At 65.1% G+C, this 19590-nt stretch carries 18 protein-coding genes and 1 pseudogene; 8 read left to right on the top strand and 11 right to left on the bottom strand.

The window, feature by feature from the left end; all coding sequences use genetic code 11:
* Positions 1 to 57: 57 nt before the first annotated feature.
* Positions 58 to 666, bottom strand: coding sequence for a hypothetical protein (locus COCCU_RS11835; protein WP_156231727.1), 609 nt, complete (start codon positions 664 to 666; stop codon positions 58 to 60).
* Between the two features lie 327 nt (positions 667 to 993).
* Here COCCU_RS11835 and COCCU_RS11830 point away from each other — a divergent pair, with 327 nt between their 5' ends.
* The 3 genes from COCCU_RS11830 to ispF are packed head-to-tail and all read left to right on the top strand — an operon-like array spanning position 994 to position 2856.
* Positions 994 to 1587: a CarD family transcriptional regulator gene (locus COCCU_RS11830; RefSeq protein ID WP_156231725.1), complete on the top strand. Its 594-nt coding sequence runs from the start codon at positions 994 to 996 to the stop codon at positions 1585 to 1587.
* A gap of 14 nt (positions 1588 to 1601) precedes the next feature.
* The gene (gene ispD, locus COCCU_RS11825; protein ID WP_156231723.1) at positions 1602 to 2375 is read left to right on the top strand and encodes a 2-C-methyl-D-erythritol 4-phosphate cytidylyltransferase; all 774 of its coding nucleotides are present in this window, start codon (positions 1602 to 1604) and stop codon (positions 2373 to 2375) included.
* 1 nt (position 2376) lies between these two features.
* On the top strand, positions 2377 to 2856 hold the full coding sequence (gene ispF / locus COCCU_RS11820) for a 2-C-methyl-D-erythritol 2,4-cyclodiphosphate synthase (RefSeq protein ID WP_407924172.1): 480 nt from the start codon (positions 2377 to 2379) through the stop codon (positions 2854 to 2856).
* Between the two features lie 33 nt (positions 2857 to 2889).
* Here the strand turns inward: ispF and COCCU_RS11815 are convergent, their stop codons facing one another.
* A complete protein-coding gene (locus tag COCCU_RS11815; protein WP_156231719.1) occupies positions 2890 to 3855 on the bottom strand; it encodes an ROK family protein in 966 nt (321 codons plus the stop codon).
* A gap of 193 nt (positions 3856 to 4048) precedes the next feature.
* On the opposite strand from COCCU_RS11815, the gene COCCU_RS11810 reads away from it, so the two are divergent.
* The 4 genes from COCCU_RS11810 to rlmB all read left to right on the top strand — a co-directional run bounded on the left by COCCU_RS11810 (position 4049) and on the right by rlmB (position 8800).
* A complete protein-coding gene (locus COCCU_RS11810) occupies positions 4049 to 5209 on the top strand; it encodes an N-acetylglucosamine-6-phosphate deacetylase (RefSeq protein ID WP_156231717.1) in 1161 nt (386 codons plus the stop codon).
* A gap of 345 nt (positions 5210 to 5554) precedes the next feature.
* Complete coding sequence (locus COCCU_RS11805) at positions 5555 to 6409, top strand: sulfurtransferase (protein WP_231598763.1); 855 nt, start codon at positions 5555 to 5557, stop codon at positions 6407 to 6409.
* A gap of 48 nt (positions 6410 to 6457) precedes the next feature.
* Positions 6458 to 7840 (top strand): cysteine--tRNA ligase, encoded by a 1383-nt coding sequence (cysS, locus tag COCCU_RS11800; RefSeq protein WP_156231713.1) that lies wholly within the window; start codon positions 6458 to 6460, stop codon positions 7838 to 7840.
* Between the two features lie 12 nt (positions 7841 to 7852).
* Positions 7853 to 8800 carry a 23S rRNA (guanosine(2251)-2'-O)-methyltransferase RlmB gene (rlmB, locus tag COCCU_RS11795; RefSeq protein ID WP_156231711.1) on the top strand — a complete coding sequence of 316 codons (948 nt, stop codon included), beginning with the start codon at positions 7853 to 7855 and terminating at the stop codon, positions 8798 to 8800.
* Positions 8801 to 8908: 108 nt separating this feature from the next.
* On the opposite strand, the gene COCCU_RS11790 is transcribed toward rlmB, so the two are convergent.
* The 6 genes from COCCU_RS11790 to COCCU_RS11765 form a co-directional block, all read right to left on the bottom strand.
* Complete coding sequence (locus COCCU_RS11790; protein WP_156231709.1) at positions 8909 to 9802, bottom strand: DUF1963 domain-containing protein; 894 nt, start codon at positions 9800 to 9802, stop codon at positions 8909 to 8911.
* Positions 9803 to 10113: 311 nt separating this feature from the next.
* Positions 10114 to 11316, bottom strand: a complete 1203-nt coding sequence (locus COCCU_RS11785) for an ArsB/NhaD family transporter (protein ID WP_156231707.1) — start codon at positions 11314 to 11316, stop codon at positions 10114 to 10116.
* Positions 11317 to 11323: 7 nt separating this feature from the next.
* A complete protein-coding gene (locus COCCU_RS11780) occupies positions 11324 to 12184 on the bottom strand; it encodes an alpha/beta hydrolase family esterase (protein WP_156231705.1) in 861 nt (286 codons plus the stop codon).
* Positions 12185 to 12220: 36 nt separating this feature from the next.
* A complete protein-coding gene (locus COCCU_RS11775; protein ID WP_156231703.1) occupies positions 12221 to 13234 on the bottom strand; it encodes a metal ABC transporter permease in 1014 nt (337 codons plus the stop codon).
* A gap of 3 nt (positions 13235 to 13237) precedes the next feature.
* A complete protein-coding gene (locus tag COCCU_RS11770; protein ID WP_156231701.1) occupies positions 13238 to 13939 on the bottom strand; it encodes a metal ABC transporter ATP-binding protein in 702 nt (233 codons plus the stop codon).
* A gap of 89 nt (positions 13940 to 14028) precedes the next feature.
* Positions 14029 to 14997, bottom strand: coding sequence for a metal ABC transporter solute-binding protein, Zn/Mn family (locus tag COCCU_RS11765; RefSeq protein WP_197088354.1), 969 nt, complete (start codon positions 14995 to 14997; stop codon positions 14029 to 14031).
* An 89-nt stretch (positions 14998 to 15086) separates the two neighbouring features.
* Between COCCU_RS11765 and COCCU_RS11760 the strand changes: the two genes are divergently transcribed.
* Positions 15087 to 16199, top strand: coding sequence for a LacI family DNA-binding transcriptional regulator (locus COCCU_RS11760; RefSeq protein WP_156231697.1), 1113 nt, complete (start codon positions 15087 to 15089; stop codon positions 16197 to 16199).
* A gap of 580 nt (positions 16200 to 16779) precedes the next feature.
* On the opposite strand, the pseudogene otsB reads toward COCCU_RS11760, so the two are convergent.
* The 3 genes and pseudogenes from otsB to COCCU_RS11745 form a co-directional block, all read right to left on the bottom strand.
* A pseudogene (otsB, locus tag COCCU_RS14740) lies at positions 16780 to 17514 on the bottom strand (trehalose-phosphatase); the annotation flags it as partial.
* A gap of 26 nt (positions 17515 to 17540) precedes the next feature.
* Complete coding sequence (locus COCCU_RS11750) at positions 17541 to 18059, bottom strand: hypothetical protein (RefSeq protein ID WP_156231693.1); 519 nt, start codon at positions 18057 to 18059, stop codon at positions 17541 to 17543.
* Complete coding sequence (locus COCCU_RS11745) at positions 18059 to 19585, bottom strand: alpha,alpha-trehalose-phosphate synthase (UDP-forming) (protein WP_156231691.1); 1527 nt, start codon at positions 19583 to 19585, stop codon at positions 18059 to 18061. The genes COCCU_RS11750 and COCCU_RS11745 overlap by 1 nt, the downstream gene beginning before the upstream one ends.
* Between the last annotated feature and the right edge of the window lie 5 nt (positions 19586 to 19590).

Here is a 19590-nt window from a genome sequence, read left to right as displayed (position 1 = left end):
GGACCCCGGTGGGGTACCGGGGTCCTGATCCTGAACTGGCCGAAAGCCAATTAGCTTTTAGTGCTCCTGCTCACCGAGGCTCGGATTGTTGTCCGAGTTGGTGTCGGTCTGATCATCACGATCCAGGGTGCCGGACTCCAGGTTATCGAAGGCAACGGAAGCGACCAGGTCGATGACGGCGTTCTCGAAGGTGAAGGTCACGTCGACATTGCCGGCGATGGCGTAGTCCTCGTTCTCCAGGGTGGTCTCGACATACTCGATGCAGCCGTTCTCGAACTGCGGCATCTCCTCGAGACCGGCAGCGGAGTGGCCCACGATGGAGCAGTTCTGCTGCATCGGCGCGGGGGTGGGGCTGAACTCCACTTCCTGGCCGGCGACCTCGACAGATTCCAGGGTGTGCTCCTGCATGGAGGAGTCCTGGTTGATGGCGTTGAACTTCAGAGCTGCGCCACCTTCCTCATCGAGGATGATGCTGACGTCGCGGACGGCAACCGTTCCATCCTCAGAGTCGCCGTGGCCGCCGTCGACGTGCGAGACCTGCGAAGAGGTCTGGGTAATCTGGCCTGCCGAGCACGATGCCAGCGCAAAGGCGGACAGGGCTGCGACCGAGGCGATGCCGCCCCGGCGAGCGGCGGACTTCAGGGACATCACGGATTCGTCCTCCATCAGTTCAGGGTAAACACAGGTGTTATCGCTACACCTTAGTATCTTCCGGAGCCGATCACACACTTAGCTCGAAAAAGTGGGGGGGGAAACTTCCATCCCCGCTCACATCCCGACCCTACCCCGGTCCCACCTGGAAATGGCATGTCCCCACCCAGCCTGCTTGCCGGCACCCCGCCCCCTGGAACAGTGGGAGGAACCCCCAGGGGGCAGTCCCTCCCCGCTGCGCCGCCCCCGGCTCCCCGGGGCGACCCGGACAGAGGCGCAGGTCGCAGGCATGGTAGAATCCTGTGGTTAGCGTGACATTCGAGGGTGACCCAAGGAGTGGGAATGGAATTCAAGGTCGGGGACACGGTCGTTTATCCGCATCACGGAGCCGCCGTCATCGAGGCTATCGAGCATCGTGAGATAGGCGGAGAAGAACTGGAGTACGTGGTACTGCAGATTCTCCAGTCCGACCTCGTCGTCCGCGTTCCCTCCAAGAACGCAGAGCTGGTCGGCGTCCGTGACGTCGTCGGTGAGGAAGGCCTGCAGAAGGTCTTCGGCGTGCTGCGCGAGGAAGACGTGGAAGAAGCGGGCAACTGGTCCCGCCGTTACAAGGCCAACCAGGAGCGACTCGCCTCCGGTGATGTCAACAAGGTGGCCGAGGTCGTCCGCGACCTCTGGCGCCGCGACCAGGACCGCGGTCTCTCCGCCGGTGAGAAGCGCATGATGGGCAAGGCCCGACAGATCCTCGTCGGTGAACTGGCCCTGGCCGACACCGTCGATGAGGAAAAGGCAGATCAGGTGATTGCCGAGGTGGATGAAACCATCGAGCGCCACCGCACCGCCACCTCCGAGGATCCGGACAAGAAGATCGAGGCCACCGACGCCGACATCGACGAGCTCGACGACGTCAACTTCGACGACGAAGACGACGCCTAAACCCTTCAGGCGCCATGAAAAGCACCACTGACACCACCCGGCCGGATGATCCGCGCCGGGTGATCGCCCTGGTGGCGGCCGCTGGGCGGGGCACCCGGCTCGGGGCTGAAGTGCCCAAGGCCTTCGTTGACCTACGTGGTCGCAGCCTGCTGGAACGTTCTGTGCAGGCGATGATGACCGCAGAAGTGGTCGACGAGATAATTGTCCTGGTCAGCCCGGACATGGCTGATTTCGCGCAAGGACTGCTACGCAGCCGGGGCATTCTGGATAAACCGGAAATCCCGATCCGATTCGTGCACGGTGGGGGAGAACGCGCCGACTCGGTCTGGGCCGGCCTGCAGGCCATCGACTGCCAGGATGCCGTGGTGCTGATCCACGACTCCGCCCGCGCACTGACCCCACCCGGTCTGATTGCCCGGGTGGCCGGTGCCGTGCTCGGTGGAGCTGCCGCGGTGGTTCCCGTGATCCCGGTGGCTGACACCATCAAGCAGGTCGCCGGTGACCAGGTGGTGGGCACCCCCGCCAGGTCTGAGCTGAGGGCGGTGCAGACCCCCCAGGGTTTTGAGCTGGCGGCGCTGCGTGCGGCGAATGAAGCCTATTTCGCCGCCACCGACCCCGGTTTCGTGGCCACCGATGATGCCTCCCTCATGGAATGGCATGGGGTTCCCGTGACCTGTGTGCAGGGGGATCCGATGGCCTTCAAGGTGACCACCCCGATCGACATGATGCTGGCCAAGACCATTGTGGACGAGGCCGAACCGACAATTTTTGAGGTACCCCGTGAATGAGATGATCGTCCCCCGGGTCGGTATCGCCACCGACGCCCACCAGATCGAGGCCGGCAAACCCTGCTGGATCGCCGGCCTCCTCTTCGAAGGGGTCGACGGCTGTGAGGGCCACTCCGATGGGGATGTGGTCTCCCACGCCCTGGTGGACGCCCTGCTCTCCGCCGCCGGGCTCGGTGACCTCGGCTCCCTGGTTGGAGTGGGACGCAAGGAATATGACGGCGTCTCCGGTGCCCAGCTGCTGCAGGAATGCCGCGCCAAGCTGGAGCGCGAGGGCTATGTGATCGGCAATGCCGCCGCCCAGCTGGTGGGCCAGAGCCCGAAGATGGGGCCGCGCCGCGAAGAAGCCGAGAAGGTGCTCTCTGAGATTCTCGGTGCCCCGGTATCGGTCTCTGCGACCACCACCGACCACATGGGATTCACCGGCCGCAAGGAAGGCAGGGCTGCGGTGGCCACTGCCGTGGTGTGGAAGCCGGTTTCTTAAAAGGGGATTGCGTTCACCATTGATGAACGTTCACTATTCCTGCACAGCCCATTCCCGGGCATAGGCCGCAGCCCCCACCAGGGGAGCATGCTTGTTGATTGCACTGGCGAGAACCGGGATCTCCCGGTTGGGTAGGAGTGCTGCTTCCCGGATTCCCCGCCTGATCGGATCCCGCACCAGTGCCCCGAGGTCCGCGACCCCGCCACCGATGATGATGGCGCTTAAATCGAAGGCACTGGTCAGCGCCCCCAGGCAGCGACCTAACCCTGCCAGATTCCCCTCGATGATTTCCCCGGCCAGCTGATCGCCTTCCTCCAGACGGTGGATAATCTCCGGCAGTTCAGGTTCCCCAGAAACCGGTGCCCGCCAGGGGATCCGGCCTACCCGGGGATCTGCGCGGAGGGTGTTGTAGTAGCGGGCCAGGGAGGTGCCGGAGGCGATATTCTCCACCCGGTCCGCCCTCCCACGAAAGTCCGCGCAGACCAGCTCCGAGATCTCACCCCCTGAACCCGCAGGTCCTGCCACCAACTGCCCATCACTGATCAGGGCACCACCGACCCCGGTGCCCAGGGAAACATAGAGAACCCGGCCGGTGGGAAACTCCCGGCCAGCCCCCAGCAGCTGCTCCCCATATGCCCAGATGCGGACATCATTATGGCAGGCCACCGGCACCTTGAGCTGCCGGGAGATGACCTCCCCCAGATCAGTGCCGGCCCAACCAGGAATGGTGTCCCCGTTATATCTGACCAGCCCGCCAGGAGTCTCGATGATCCCCGGCGCGCCCACCCCGACCCTGGTCGGGATGATCCCGGAGGTCTCCAGCGCCTGGCGGACCGCCACCTCTACCTGTGTCAGCGGATCCCCGCCCGGGGGTTGGGTGGGGACTGTTCCGGTGTGGTGGGCCTGCAGGGGGTGGGTGTCTGGGATCAGTCCGTAGGCGATCTTGGTGGCGCCGATGTCCAGCGCCAGGGTCCAGGGTGTGGCCGGGTCCTGGTTCATGGTGGACTCCTCAGATTTTCGGGGTGGCTTTTGGGGGTGGCCTTTGGGGTTGTTGCGGATCAGTTCGGGCCTAGGTTATAGAGGGGACACCTGCAGGATTGAGTGGGGAAAACAGCTCTTTAGCCCCCTGAATCGGAAGTTAAAGGCCGTTTTGACCACTCTAGAATGCAGTCCTCGATAAGGAGAAGGATATTTGAGCACCCAAGTGCGTGGTCGCATCATCACCGCCGAGAAGGTTCTCCCTCATGCGGAGATCAGTTTTGATGAATCCGGCATTCTCAGCATCGAAGAACTTGACCCCGCGGCAGCCCCACCGGAGCAGCCCACCATCATTCCCGGGTTCGTAGATCTGCACAATCATGGTGGGAAGGGAGGATCTTTTCCCACCGGGAGTCTTGCGGACTGCCGCCGCGCCGCGGAATACCATCGCAGCCAGGGCACCACCACCATGTTGGCCAGTTTGGTTTCCGGGAATGAGAGGGAACTGACCCACCAGGTTGAGCGGCTCAAGGAGCTGGTCGGGGAGGGCCTCATCCACGGTATCCACCTGGAGGGCCCTTTCATCAATGCCGCCCGTTGTGGTGCGCAGTCCCCGGATCGGATCCAGCCAGGTGACCCGGAGATGTTCCGCCGGATCATCGAGGCCGGGCAGGGCAATATCCGCCAGATCACTCTGGCCCCGGAAACCGAGCACGTGGGTGAACTGCTGGAAATCTGCGCCAGGTTCGGGATCATCGCCGGTTTCGGTCACACTGAGGCTGATTATGACACCACTCTTGCGGCACTCGGGAAAGCCGCTGAGCTGGGGGTGCGCACCACCGCCACCCACCTTTTTAATGCCATGCCGCAGATCCACCACCGCACCCCAGGTGCCGCCGCAGCTCTGCTTAGCGCAGGGGGCACCGCCACCGGGTTGGAGCTGATTGCGGATGGGGTGCACCTGGCGGCGGGAACCGTGGATCTGGTGTTCGCGTTGGCGGGGGAGCGGGCCTATGCCGTCACGGATGCGATGGAGGCCACCGGGCTGCCCGATGGCAGCTATCAGCTCGGACCTCTGGAAGTGGTGCTCAAAGGTGGGGTGGCACGTTTAGCCACTGCGCAGGGGAGCGGGGCACTCGCCGGTGGCACCAGTACCCTGGCCCGCCAGTTCCATCATTTCCGCCGCCGTCATGATGGGCCAGCCGCGGTCCGTTTCACCGCCACCAATGCTGCCGCGGTACTGGATCTAGTAGGAGAGGTGGGGGATCTGCGTCCCGGCTTGCGCGCCAACCTGGTGCAGCTGAATCCTCAAGGTGAGGTGGAACGGGTGTATATGGAATCAATGCTGTGGGAGGGCTCTCACAGCACCTCATGAGGTGGGCTTCGAGCAGCAAGCTCTCCCATCGGGGCTGGTTCGGCCGAGCATCCTGGACCTGTGGGGGCGTAGTTCTCAAGGTTGAAGTCCATTAAGTGCGGTTTGCCCCACTTTGGGGAATGCTGCCCGGTTTCAGGGATTCTCCATTCCGGGAGTTATTTCCCGACCTTTTGAGCACAGGTGGAGCTTCAGGTCATTGCCCGGGATACTTCTGGCCATCCGCGCTTCTGCAGTCATGTTTGCTCAGGGCGGCTGCGTGGGACAGGGGTTTTTGGAACAATGGGGCCATGCCGCCCCCTGGAAGGGGATCCCGGTGAACCTGAATGGAAAGTGCGTGATGTAGCTGTGTCCACGAATCTGATCAGTCCCCAGGAATTGCGGTCCGAACTGGCTGGGGAGAATCCGCCCCAGGTGCTTGATGTGCGCTGGACCCTCGGCAAACCCGAGGGGGTTGAGGAGTTTGAGGCGGGCCATGTTCCAGGTGCCCGCTACGTGAGTCTGGATCGGGATCTCTCGGATCTGGACAAGGATCACCTCGGCCGCCATCCCCTGCCGAACCCGGGCACCATCGATGACCTGATGCAGCGTCTGGGGCTCAGCCTCACCAGTTCGGTGGTGGTCTATGACGATTGGAATCGGGCCGGTTCCTCCCGTGCCTGGTGGGTGCTGCGCTCCGCCGGTCTCAAGGATATCCGCATCCTGGATGGCGGCTGGTCCGGCTGGGTGGCCGCTGAAGGTGAGGTGGAGAGCGGCGAGTCGACGGAACCCATCGATTCGGAGCCGGTTGCCATCCCCGATCTCTACCGCAACCCGGTGCTGCCGGTGTTGACCCCCACCCAGGCGGGGGAACTCGCCCAGTCCGGAACGCTTCTCGACGCCCGCCCTGGCGAACGCTTCGCCGGGGAAGCCAACCCGGAAGGGGAGTCGCCCGGCCATATCCCCGGGGCCCGCAACCTGCCCAGCGCGGAGCTGCTCGATGAGCAGGGTTTCTTCCGCCCGAAGGAGGAATTGGAGGAGCTTTTCGACGCCGCCGGTGCCACCGCCGGCACGGACACCGGTGCCTACTGTGGTTCGGGGGTCACCGCCTGCGTGGTGATCGCCGCGGCCGCAGCCATCGACCGGGAGGTGGCCCTCTACCCGGGTTCCTGGTCGCAGTGGTCCGCGGAACCGGATGCCCCGGCCGAACTGGGACGGGGATAAACGCGGGGTTGCGGGATAGTCCCGCCAGGCTGAACTACACTAAGAGCCGTGACTCTACGCATCTTTGACACCGGTACCAGAACGCTCCGCGAGTTTGTCCCCGTTCGTGAGGGACATGCCTCGGTGTACCTGTGTGGTGCCACGGTGCAGTCCGTGCCCCACATCGGGCACGTCCGCTCCGGGGTGGCCTTCGAGATTCTCCGCAACTGGCTGGAAGCCAAGGGCCTTGATGTCGCCTTCGTGCGCAATGTCACCGACATCGACGACAAGATCCTGAACAAGGCCGCAGAACACAACCGCCCCTGGTGGGAATGGGCAGCCACCCATGAACGCGCCTTCACCTGGGCCTATGAACAGCTCGGGGTGCGCCCACCCAGTGTGGAGCCACGTGCCACCGGCCATGTCACCGAAATGATCGAATACATCAGCCGCATCATCGACAATGGTCACGGCTATGCCGCAGACGGCAACGTCTACTGCCAGCCGACCACCATCGAGGACTACGGTTCCCTTTCCGGGCAGAAGCTGGATGAGCTGGATCAGGGTGAGTCCGCTGGCACCGGCAAGAAGGATCCGCGTGACTTCACCATGTGGAAGGCTGCCAAACCGGGGGAGCCGAGCTGGCCAACCCCCTGGGGCAGGGGGCGTCCGGGCTGGCACATCGAGTGCTCCGCCATGGCCACCAAGTACCTCGGCGATAATTTCGACATCCACTGCGGTGGTCTCGACCTGAAGTTCCCGCACCACGAGAATGAGCAGGCCCAGGCACATGCCGCAGGCGATAAGTTCGCCAACTACTGGATGCACAACGGCTGGGTGACCATGTCGGGTGAGAAGATGTCGAAGTCCCTGGGCAATGTGCTCAGTGTCCCCAACATCCTTGAACTGGTGCGTCCCGTGGAACTGCGTTATTACCTCGGTTCCGCCCACTACCGCTCCATGCTGGAGTACTCGGAGGAGGCCCTGAAGGAGGCCGCCACCGGTTACCGCCGGATCGAGGACTTCCTCGAACGCGTCGGGGCAGTGGAGGTCGGCCAGTGGCCGCTTGCTTTTGAAGAGGCGATGGACGAGGATCTTTCGGTACCCAAGGCGCTCGCCGAGGTGCACAATGCGGTTCGTGCGGGTAACTCCGCACTCGCCGCCGGTGATGAGGTTGAAGCCCGCCGCATCGCCGGGCAGGTCCGTGCCATGACTGGCGTACTCGGGGTGGACCCGCAGTCCGACACCTGGGCCGCTGCTGCCGCTGGATCCGGTACCGAAGCCACCACGCAGGCACTTGACACCCTGATCCAGGCGGAACTTGAGCGCCGTACCACCGCCCGGGCTGAAAAGGACTGGGCCACCGCAGATGAGGTTCGTGAGCGTCTCAGTAGCGCAGGAATCATCATCACAGACACCGCCGACGGCCCCCAGTGGTCGCTGCAGAACTAAGAAGGAAACCACATGGCAGGAAATGACAAACGTCGCGGTGCACTCCGCACCAGCAACAAGAAGGGTGCCACCAAGGGATCCGGCGGACAGGTCCGTCGCTCCCTGAAGGGCAAGGGCCCGACCCCCAAGGCCGAGGACCGTCCCTACCACGCAGCACATAAGCGCAGGCAGGTCTCCGAGCGTCGCTCCTCCGGTCGTCATGACCGGGGTGTCGAGCAGAATGAGCTGGTCGTCGGACGTAACCCGGTGATCGAGTGCCTGCAGGCCAAGGTGCCGGCAGCCACCCTCTACCTGGCTGAGGGCACCGGCAAGGATGACCGTCTCTCCGAGGCGGTCGGCATCGCCTCCGGCCGTAACATCCCCGTGGTGGAGGTCCCCCGCCACGAGATGGACCGCATGACCGGCAACGGCATGCACCAGGGCATCGGTCTGCTGATCCCGCCCTACCAGTACACCACCGTCCACGACCTGATGGTTGACATCAAGGGCCGCAATGAGCCCGGCCTGGTGGTCGTCCTCGACAACATCACCGACCCCCGTAACCTCGGCGCCGTGATCCGTTCCGTCGCCGGTTTCGGTGGCCACGGTGTGGTCATCCCGGAGCGTCGCTCTGCGTCGGTCACCGCGGTGGCCTGGCGTACCTCGGCCGGTACCGCAGCCCGTCTGCCGGTGGCCAAGGCCACCAACCTGACCCGCACCATCAAGGAGTTCCAGGAGAACGGCTACCAGGTCATCGGCCTGGACGGAGACGGCGATGTCACCCTGGACACCTACAAGGGTGGCACCGAGCCGGTGGTCATCGTCCTCGGTTCCGAGGGCAAGGGCATCTCCCGCCTGGTCAAGGAGAACTGCGACTACATCCTCTCCATCCCCACCACCGACTGGGTGGAGTCCCTCAACGCCTCCGTCGCAGCCTCGGTGGTGCTCAGCGAGTTCGCCCGCCAGCGTCGCCTGCAATAACAGCTGCCGTTGAGCTGAGAAAGAACACCGCGGCGGTGCTCTCCTTCATCAAGGAGAGCACCGCCGCGGTTTTCTCATTCTCGGTGGGTTCAGACTCCCCCCCGGGGCTCAGCCGTGCTGGATGACAAATCCCGTGCGGTCCAGTGCGCTGAGGCAGGTGGTGTCGGTGACCCAGTGGATCATGCCCGGTGTAGAATTCTGGCCCTGGAACACCCTGCCAAAAGCTGGTTCCCAGTCGATCTGCAGCAGGGACTGCCAATTTTCCTGGGGTTCATCCCCTGCCCAGACCCGGTGGTACTCCTGCTCCGCGTATCCCGGCTGGGGGGTGGACCAGCCGCCGATGCGGTGCCGGGGGAAGGGCCCGTCAATCTGGAATTGCAGCCCCCGGTCAATCTGGCCGAACATGTCTCTCATCAGTGCACTGTCTCGGCCGCCCAGACCCAGGGCATTGCGGAATATCGGGTGGGCGACGGTGGGGAGGGTCATCACACCTGTGGCGGTGAACTCCTTGATGGGAAACAGCCAGGCACCCCGGGCCGTCTGCTGGGGCGGGGTGGCCGTGCCCTCGGGGACGTAGATCAGCCGGGTGCCCTGGATGATCTCCGGGTCGCGCCAGTCCAGGTCCACCTCACCGGATTGGGAGGTCAGGCTGAACACCAGCAGCAGGCCTGACTCCGGCAGTTTCAGACCATGGGAAAGACCCTCCCGGACCGAGGTGGCCAGCACCCCCAGATCAATCTGCATCAGGAAGTTCAGGGCCACGCCCCGGGCGGAACGCGGCCAGGGGATGTCCGCTGGCAGGTGGGGGCGCCCCCCGATCCGGGCCACGATGGGGGAGTTGGCGGGAGAGTTCATCCCGATGGCCTGGAGCTCAATGGCGGGGCAGGCCAGGGACAGCCAGTTTTCCACCTGCTCGGGGCTCAGGGTCTCCAGGAGATAATCCCGGGTCTGGTTGAGCTGGCGTTGGAAATGGTCGGGGAAGACTTCCATTGCGAGGGTCATGATCTAAGGTCCTGCTAACTGCCGGAAACCCCCCGGGATGGATCAGGGTGGGGGTGGCCTCTCTCAGGCCGGATTGGCGGTAGGTGTGTCTTGGATTACAGGGAACATTAAAGAATGCTTAGAGCGCTGCCACAAGACACCAACTTCAGGGGCGGAGGATTCAGGGTTGCGCTGAGCAGCAAAGACCCTGTTCGCCGGGGAAAGCCCAGGCAGGACCCACCCCTCACCCCCCCCCAGCGGCCACCGGGTATTCCCAGGATTTCCCCTGCCTGGCAGGCCGCCCTGCACCACACACCCTCCCCAGGGAGGCTTCAGCTGACGATCCAGAGCGCCATCGTGGACAGGGCGACGGCTGTGGGCGCCAGCAGCAGGCCGGGCAGGATGAACGCCGACCAGCTGACCTGAACCTGGTGGCGGCGCAGCTGATCCCACCAGAGCAGGGTGGCCAGGGAAGCCCAGGGCGTGATCAAGGGGCCGATATTGGTGCCGATCAGCAGCGCCATCATTGCGGTGGGGGAGGTGACCCCGGGTTCCAGGGCGAGGAAGGCGGGGATGTTGTTGAGGACATTGGACAACCCCGCCCCGGTGAAGGCGATACCCAGCAGACCCACCGGGGAATCATCCCACCCGGTGAACATCCCCTCAATGAGGTGGCTCAGCCCGGCACTGTGCAGAGCCTGGGCCGCGGCGGAGAAGGTCACCGCCAGCAGGATCGAGGACCAGGGCACCAGACCCAGCTTCAGGTGTCCGGGGGCGCGCAGCCCAAAAGCCACCACCATGATCAGGGCACCCGCCCCGGCGGTCAACCAGTAGGGGATGGGAGTGGCCAGCAGTGGCAGGGTGAAGGCCAGGACAATCAGGGAGATCCGCAACAGCGGCCCACCCACCGGTGCGGGGAGCACCGCCCCGTCTTCGCTAAGGCGGGGTGGGGCATCCGTTTCCACGCTGGTGCGGGAAGCCCGGAAACGCAGGGCCGTGGCCAGTGACACCACCAGAATCGCCATCACCGCCGGTGCGCCGGAGTAGCGCAGGAACTCACCCCCTCCACTGAAGTGCGGGGACTCCACGGCCAGCAGGTTCGTCAGGTTAGAGACCGGCAGCAGCATGGAACCGATATTGGCCACCCAGATCACTGCCAGGGCAGCCCCCACGGGATGGAGTCCTTCACGCCGGGCCAGGGCCACCGCCACCGGGGTCATCAGCAGCGCGGTGGTGTCCAGGGAGAGGAAGATCGTGGCGATCAGGCTGAGGGAGAGCACCGTCAACCAGATCACCCAGGGCCGGGACCGGCCCCTGTCCCGGCCCGGGCTGCGGGTGGTGGCGGCGATGACCGCATTGAAGGCGCCGGCGGGGGCAGCCAGGTTCACCACGATGGAGATCAGCGCCAGGAAAGCCATGATCGGGGCAAGCCGCAGTGCCAGGGCCGCGGCGCTGGCGGGGTCGTCGATAAGCAGATAGGCGAAGGAGATCAGTGCCACGGCGAGTATCCCCAGCAGGGATCTGGGGCGGTTCATCCCCGGTTCAGCCGCGGGACCTGAGGCCGAAGAACTCGGCGATCACATCCGCGGCGATCAGCTGCCCAGTGGTGGCCCCCAGGGTGGCGGGCAGGGACTTCGGAGCGGGCACCACATGGCCCACCCCGGCCAGGGTCCACAACTGGACGGGTTCCCGGCCGGGGGCGGCCCAGGTGTCCACCGCAATGCCGGGCGCGGGTACCGAACGGGTCGGCGGGGCGGTGATGCCATTACGGGTGGCGAAATACTCCGCCGAAGCCGGTGCGGAACGGACATAACCACGGATCCCGGTGGCCGGCGTGCCTGCCGGGCCACCCTGATAGGGCACGATCGGATCACCGGTGCCGTGCATGATCAGCACCTTCCGGGGTACCACGGGGGCGGCCAGGGAACTGTCGAGGAGATTGTCACCCACCGGCACCGGGGCAGCCAGGGTGGCGGCACCGGCGAGGAGTTCGGGGGCATCGTGAAGCAGGCGGATGACCATCTGACCGCCATTGGAATAACCGGCGGCGAAAACCCGGGAGGTGTCGATGCGGTAGGTGTGGGAGAGGTGGTCGATGAGTGCGCGGGTGAAACCCACATCATCGATCCCCAAGGTGCGGGCCGATTCAGTCAGTCCCTCGCGGGCGTCATTGAAGTGGCGTTCCACGCCCTCCGGGTAGACGATCAGGGCGCCGCTGCGCTCCGCGAGATCATCGAAGGTGTGCGCCGTGAAGCTGCGGGAGACATTTGCGGACTGCCGGGAACCGTGGAAGTAGAGCAGGACCGGCGCGCCGGGGGAGAGCTCGGTGGGGGCGACGATCTGGAAGCTGCGTTCCCGTCCCTGGTGGTGCAGGGTCTGCTTGGCTACACGGTAAGTACTCACGGGGAAAGAGTGTAGTCAGCCTGGTTCCGCCTGGTGTCAGTAGCGTTCCGGGTTGCGCGCCGGAGTTTCCGGCTGATGGTGGTGCTCGGCGGGGTTCTCCTCGGCACTGGCGGGGGTGCCCAGCGTGGCCGTGGTCCCCACAACGGTAGCCGGGGTGTCTCCGGGGAGGGCGAGGGCGCCCCGGTGACCGCGGCGTCGGAAAGCGACCTCATCGCGGGTGGCGTTGCGGTTGCGGGCCCAGCCGAGGAGGCGGCAGATCAGGTAAATCACAAAACTGATGGTGGTCACGAACACCGAGATCGGCAGGCCCGGAGCGAGCGAGAGGATCAGGCCACCGACGGCGGCGATCTCGGCGAAGACCACCGAGAGGATCACCGCGCGCAGCGGGGAGGAGGTGACCTGCACGGCCGCCGCCCCCGGGGTGATCAGCAGTGCCATCACCAGCAGGGCGCCGACGATCTGCACCGACTGGGCGGCGGTCAGGCCCACCAGGATCGCGAAACCCAGGGAGATCCAGCGCACCGGAACCCCACTGGCCTGAGCCATCACCGGATCCGCACTGGCGAAGAGCATGGGCCGCCACAGCAGCACCACGGTGCCCACCACAATGATCGTGACTATCCCCAGCAACCAGGTGGACTGTTCTGAGACCGCCACGATCTGACCGGTCAGCAGGGACATGGCGGTGGAGGAATTGCCCGGATAAAGGTGGATGAACAGCACCGAGAGGCCCAGGCCGAAGCTCATCACCACACCGATCGCACTGTCCTGTTGTTGGCGCAGTCCCAGCACCGCCAGCACCAGGGCGGCGATGATCGCACCGGCCACGGCACCGAAGCCGATGTTCAGGCCGAAGAGCAGCGCGGCGGCACCACCCATCAACGCCAGCTCGGAGGTGGCGTGCACGGAGAAGGACATCTGACGCAGCACGATCAGGGGGGTCATCACCCCGGAAAGCAGCCCCAGGATGGCGGCGGCGAGCAGGGACTGCTGCACGAAGTCAACACTGAGCAGGAACTGGGTGTCACTGAGGAAGGTGGCGAAATCCATGGTTTAAATCACAATCATTCTGCCGTCGACCTCGACGACGTCGACGCGGGTGTCATAGAGCTGGGACAGCGTCTCGGAACGCATCACCTCCGACACGGTGCCCAGCATATGCCCATTGGGGGCGAGATAAAGCACCCGATCCACCACATCCAGCACCGGGTTGATGCCGTGAGTGACAAAAAGCACCGAGGTACCTGATTCCCTACGACGCTTGTCCAGCATCGCCACGGTCGCCTGCTGGCGGGCCAGATCCAGGCTCAACAAGGGCTCATCGGCCAGGAGCACCTGCGGATCCACCGCCAGGGCCTGCGCCTGACGGATCAGCTGCTGCTGCCCACCGGATAACTTGCCCACCCGACGATCCGCCAGGCCGGTGGCACCCACCTGCTCCAGGAGCTCATCGACGGCCCCGTGCTGCGGTGCCCGCTTCCGGAACACCCCGTGGGCCAGGGAGAGGCTCACCAGATCCCGGGCCCGCATCGGCAGATCCTGGGGGAACATCCGCTGCTGGGGAATGAACCCCACCCGCGCCGGGACATCCACCCGGCCGGCGGTGAGTTTCCGGGTGCCCAGGACGGTGCCCAGCAGAGTGGACTTTCCCACCCCGTTGGGGCCGAGGATGGCGATGAATTCGCCGGGCTGAACCTCAAGGTTCAGCCCGGACCAGAGCGGATCCACCGCGGCATCTGTGAAAGTGACGAGCATTCTGTCCATTCTAGAAAGGGGGGAGCGGATTTTTCTAACAGCCATCCGAATTAATTCTTGCTTTCAGACTCCCCGGGGCAGCGGGGGGGTTAACCCTCGGCCTCGGTGGCGGCGGCTTCCAGGCGGTCCAGAGCGGCGTGGAAGAAATCGAGGTAATCCTCCCCGGCCTCCGGGGTCTCGAAGATCTCCACCACGGGGATGTCCGCCTCCTCCGCGGCCCGACGGATCCGGGAGGTCAGGTCAGTGGCGGTCTGGGGGTTGTAGATCAGCAGATCCAGGCCACCCTCCTCAATCAGGCCGAGGAAGGCCGCCAGGTCTGCGGCACTCGGCTCGGAATGGCCCAGGGAGGTGGCGCGGTAATCCGCCGGGGTGACCTCGTTGGCACCGCTGTGGAGCAGTAGATAATCAGCGGTCGGTTCGGTTTGGGCGACCCGAAGATCCGGCAGTGCCTCAATGCGGGTCTGGAGCTGGCTCAGCTCGGCCTGGAAGTCCGCGGCATCCCCGGCGGCAGCGGGGTCCAGCTCGGCGACCTTCGCGGCGATCTCCTCAGCCATGCGGGAGACCGTGGCGGTGTCGTACCAGATGTGCTCATTGGAATCCATGCCCCGGAAACCAGCGGATTCATGGTCGTGGCCGCCGTGGTCATCGCCGTGCTCATGGCTGTGTTCCTCGTCCTCAGAACCGTGGCTGTGGTCATGATCGGCCAGGGGCAGGCCGTGGATGATCTTCTCCTCATCCACGGAGCGGTAGAGCCAGGCGTCATAACCGCCACCTCCGACGACCACGACATCAGCTTCCCGGGCGCGGACCATGTCCGCGGCCGAGGGCTCGAAGCTGTGGGGGTCCAGGCCATTGCCCTCGACGATGGCCTGGACCGCAACAGCCCCGGGGTTGAGGACGGCTTCGGCGACATCACCCCAGATGGCGGTGGAGGTGATGACGTTGATGCCCGCCTCTTCCCCGTTGTCCGCGGTGGATTCGGCGGAGCTGCAGGCGCCAAGGAGAAGCGCGCTGGTGGTCAGGAGCGCCAGGGTGGGGAGGCGGGTGATTCGGTGCATGGCTTCCATCAAACTCTTAGTGAAAAGAGTTGTCAATTGGAAATGAATTGAAAATAGAGCTGAGAAAAGCAACTGATAGATTGATGAGCATGGTTAAACGTCCGCAACACCGGGGCACTCTGGCCTCCGTGGCCGCGGAGCTGGGGGTTTCCCGCACCACCGTCTCCAACGCCTACAACCGCCCCGAGCAGTTATCGGCGGCACTGCGGACCCGCATCCTGGCCGCCGCAGAAAAAATGGGTTACCCGGGCCCCGACCCCACCGCACGCAGCCTCCGCACCCGGCGTGTCGGCGCCCTCGGGGTACTGCTCACCGAACATCTCTCCTACGCCTTCGAGGACCTGGCCTCCGTGGACTTCCTCGCCGGCATGGCCGAAGCCTCCTATGGTTCTGACACCGCCCTCACCCTGGTCCCCGCCGGCCCCAGCTCAGACACCGATGAGGCACGCGCCATCCGCCAGGTCAACCAGACCGCCGTCGACGGCTTCGTGGTCTATTCCGTGGCCGAGGGAGACCCCCACCTGGCCGCGGTCCGGGCCCGCCGCCTACCGGTGGTCATCTGCGACCAGCCCACCGACATCAGGGACCTCCCCTTCGTCGGCATCGACGACTACGCCGCCATCCAGCCCGCCGCCCACGCGCTGCTGGCAGCCGGGCACCGCCGCATCGGCATCCTCTCCATCCGCATGCACCGCCTCCGGTCAGATGGCCTGATCAGCCACGACAATATCCGTGACGCCTCCCTCCACGTGCAACGCTCCCGGGTCCTCGGGGCCCTGGACACCTTCGCGGCAGCCGGCCTGGCCCCTGAGTCCATCCCCGTGGTCACCCGGCACATCAATGACCGCACCAACAGCCTCGAAGCCGCCCGGGAACTACTCGAAAGCAACCCCGATCTGACCGCCGTGCTCTGCACCACCGACTCCATGGCCTTCGGCATGCTGGACTACGCCCGCGAAAAGGGCATCTCCGTACCCGCCGAACTCTCTGTCACCGGCTTCGACGGCGTGGGCCCCGCCCTCGACCACGGCCTTTCCACCGTGGTGCAACCCAACCGGGCCAAAGGGGCGGCAGCTGGCCGGATGCTGCTGGAACTGGTGGAAGCCCGGGTCAATGACCAGCCCCCACCGCAGACCCCGGCCCGGGAAATCCTGGCCACCCACTTCCAGGCGGGACAGACCATCGCCGCCCCGCGGCACTAACTCTTTAAGACAATCCGAAATCCGGGCGGCGCCCGACATGCGCCATCAGCCGCAACCCCGCCGAAGCACCCTCCGGGGTACGCTGCGGCACCCCGAACTTTCCGCCATCCTGCAGCAACTCCCCCTGGGACTCCAGACCATGCAGATTACGCTGGGCATAATCCTCATCCAGCTCAACATCATGACCCTGGGAACGCGCCAGATCCCAGGTGTGCATGAACACATCGGGCAGGAAATACCCCTTCGTCGCCGCCCCCACGGTACTGCCCCGGTCGGGACCGTCAGCGAACACCGCCTGGGCGGTGACGGGGTCGTCGAGAAGCAACTGCACCTTGGCCACCAACTCCTGCCAGGCCCCCACGGGATCAGTGGCTGCCTGGCACCGCAGGTCCAGCTCAACCCCGGCCAACCGCAGATTCCGGGGATACCAGTCGCAGAGATGGCAGATGATGTCACGGGCCACCCACTGCTCACAAGGGGTCTGCGCATCCCAGTCATGGACGCGCAACACCTCCGCAGTCATCCCGGCCGCAATCGCCCGGAACCCCGGCCCCAGCTCCACCGGGATGCCGGTGTGACGGGCCCGCGCCCCAGCCAACTCAGCCAGGAAAGCGGCCACTGCAGCGCGATCCGCCACCCGCATCCCCGCAGCCGTCGCACCCTCACCGACCTTGATCCCCAGATCAGCAGACCCCAGCACGCGGAAACCATTCTCATCGGTGGTGTCATCCCCGATGAACACTGTGGCACTCGCCCCACGACGCTCCCGCTCCGCGGCGATCCAATCACCCTTATCCACCGTGGAAACCGAAAATTCGATGATGTTCTTACCCGGGGCCATGGTCGCGCCGGGATGCTCCACCAGTGCGGCCCTCGCCAGCACCCGGGCCGCAGCATCCGGATCCTGCTCCGCCAGCGCAGCCACATGCACCACCCGCTGCAGTGGTTTGAGCTCCACGAAAGCCGGGGGGTGCTGCTCGGTGATGGCACGCAGCTGTCGTTCCACCCCCGCCAGCGCGGTACTCTGCTCCTCGGTGAGCACCACCCCGTGCTCACTGTTTTCCGCCCCATGGGACCCCGCCAGCACCACCGGATCACTCAGCTCGCACACCCTGGCCAGGCCGGCGAGATGTCGGCCGGTGAGAACCGCCACCGTGGTGTTCGGCAGGCCGGCCAGCCTGCTCAGGGCGGCCAGCGAATCCCGGTTGACCGGAACGTCATAGGCATCCGGGCTCAGGCCCGCGATGGTGCCGTCGAAATCAGAGACCAGCAACAGCTGATCAGTGGTGGCCAGATCATGGAGTGAGACAGTCATGACCCCGAAGATACCGGGGGAGCTGACTATTCGTTCTCCTCCACGGGGATGGACTTCGCGGAGAGGACGATGGCGGGGGGATCAAATTCATCGCTGTCCCGGGTGAGTACCAGCTGGAACTCCTCCGGTTCGCTCAGCAGGAAGTTCTCCTTCAGCAGCTCGCGCAGCTGCATGTCCACATACACGGCCTGGCCGGTGCAGGTGGTCGGATCCGGGTCATCGAAACGGACCTCCTCGAACTGCACGGCATCGGCTTCATCCGCACGGGAGGCCTCACCGTCCCTGGTGAAGTTCACCACCCCCTGGAAGGAGGCACAGCCGGTGTCACCGACCACTGAGGTTTCGCCGAAAACCAGGGAGGCCCGACCCATCACGGATTCCGGGATCCCGCTCGGGGTGTCCGGGTCAAGATGGATATTGCTGATCTGCCAGGAGCCCCCGGAGATGCGGGAGCCCTCCTCAGCGCCACAGGCACTGAGGAGGGGAACAGCCAGCAGCAGGGCAGCACCAAGTGTCCCGACCCGGGCCAGGGGAGTGGCGGCCATCAGTCCCTGCTCACCTTCCCGGCAACCCTGCCCGACGACCCACCAGGGGTGTCCCCGCTGGGTGTGTGGACTGCCTCGCCGGAGAACCCGGCCATGCAGTCCTCGAAGCTGCTGGCCCACAGGTGCACATCATGGGTGCGTACCTGCTCATGGAGTTCCCGCATCCGATCCTGCGCGGACTCCGGGTTCTGCGCCAGGGCCTGCACCGCGGTGTTGATGGCGCGTTTGAGGGATTCCAGGTCGAAGGGGTTGCAGAGGTAGGCCTCATCCAGCTCCTGGGAGGCACCGGCGAACTCACTGAGCACCAGGGCGCCGGAACCGTCCCCGTGCAGGGCGACATACTCCTTGGCCACCAGGTTCATGCCGTCCTTGAAGGCGGTGACCAGCATGACATCGGCGGTGGCGTAGTAGACGCTCAGCTCAGACTTGGGCACCGACTTGTGCAGGTAGTGCACCACGGGTCGGCCGATGGTGGCGAAACGGCCGTTGATCCGCCCGACCGCCTCCTCCACCTGGGAACGGGCGACCCGGTACTGCTCGATGCGTTCCCGGGAGGGGGTGGCGATCTGCAGCAGCACCACCTCAGCCGGATCCAGCGCACCGGATTCCAGCAGCTCCTCGAAAGCCAGCAGTCGCTGCAGGATGCCCTTGGTGTAATCCAACCGATCCACGCCCAGCATCACGGTGTGCGGGGAACCGATCTTCTCCCGCAGCTGTGTGATCTCCTCAACGGCGGGCTGGCGCACACTGGAAAGGTCGATGGAGATGGGGAAGGCGGCGACCCCGACGCGGCGCCCATCGGCGGCGGTGATGTGGGCCCCGATCTCCCGCACCTTCGGCTCACCACTGACCTGTAGTTCATCGGGCTGGCCGGTGTGGGAACCGGTGTGGCCGGACACCTGACGGGTCAGGTTGAGGAAGTTCTCCACATAGCTGGGCAGGTGCAGGCCAATCAGGTCGGCACCGAGCAGGCCACGGATGATCTCCTCCCGCCAGGGCAGCTGGCGGAACAGGTCCGGGGAGGGGAAGGGGATGTGCAGGAAGAAACCGATCTTCAGATCGGGGCGGAGCTGGCGGAGAATTCCGGGCAAAAGCTGCAGCTGATAGTCCTGCACCCACACCGTCGCACCCTCCGCGGCGACCTCGGCCACCTCATCGGCGAACTTCAGGTTCACCTCGCGGTAGGCGTCCCACCAGTCATTGTTGTAGACCGGCTCGACGATCAGGTCGTGGTAGAGCGGCCAGAGGGTGGCGTTGGAGAAACCTTCATAGAAGCCCTCGAAATCAGCTTCCGTGAGTTTGACGGGGTGCAGCAGCACCCCGGCCTCATTGCGGAAGGGCTCCGGAGCAGCATCGGACACCCCGGGCCACCCCACCCAGCAGCCCTGATGCTCCTCGAGCACCGGGGAGAGGGCAGCCACCAGCCCACCGGGGGAGGGGGACCATTCTTCCCTTCCATCCGGATGGGTGACCAGGTCGACGGGCAGCCGGTTGGCCACCACCACAAAACTATTGTCGCCGCTCATACGCG

Origin of the sequence: Corynebacterium occultum (assembly GCF_009734425.1) — a bacterium.
Classification (GTDB): domain Bacteria; phylum Actinomycetota; class Actinomycetes; order Mycobacteriales; family Mycobacteriaceae; genus Corynebacterium; species Corynebacterium occultum.
Note: the sequence above shows the minus strand (reverse complement) of the source record. Positions and strands in the feature narration are given on the sequence as shown.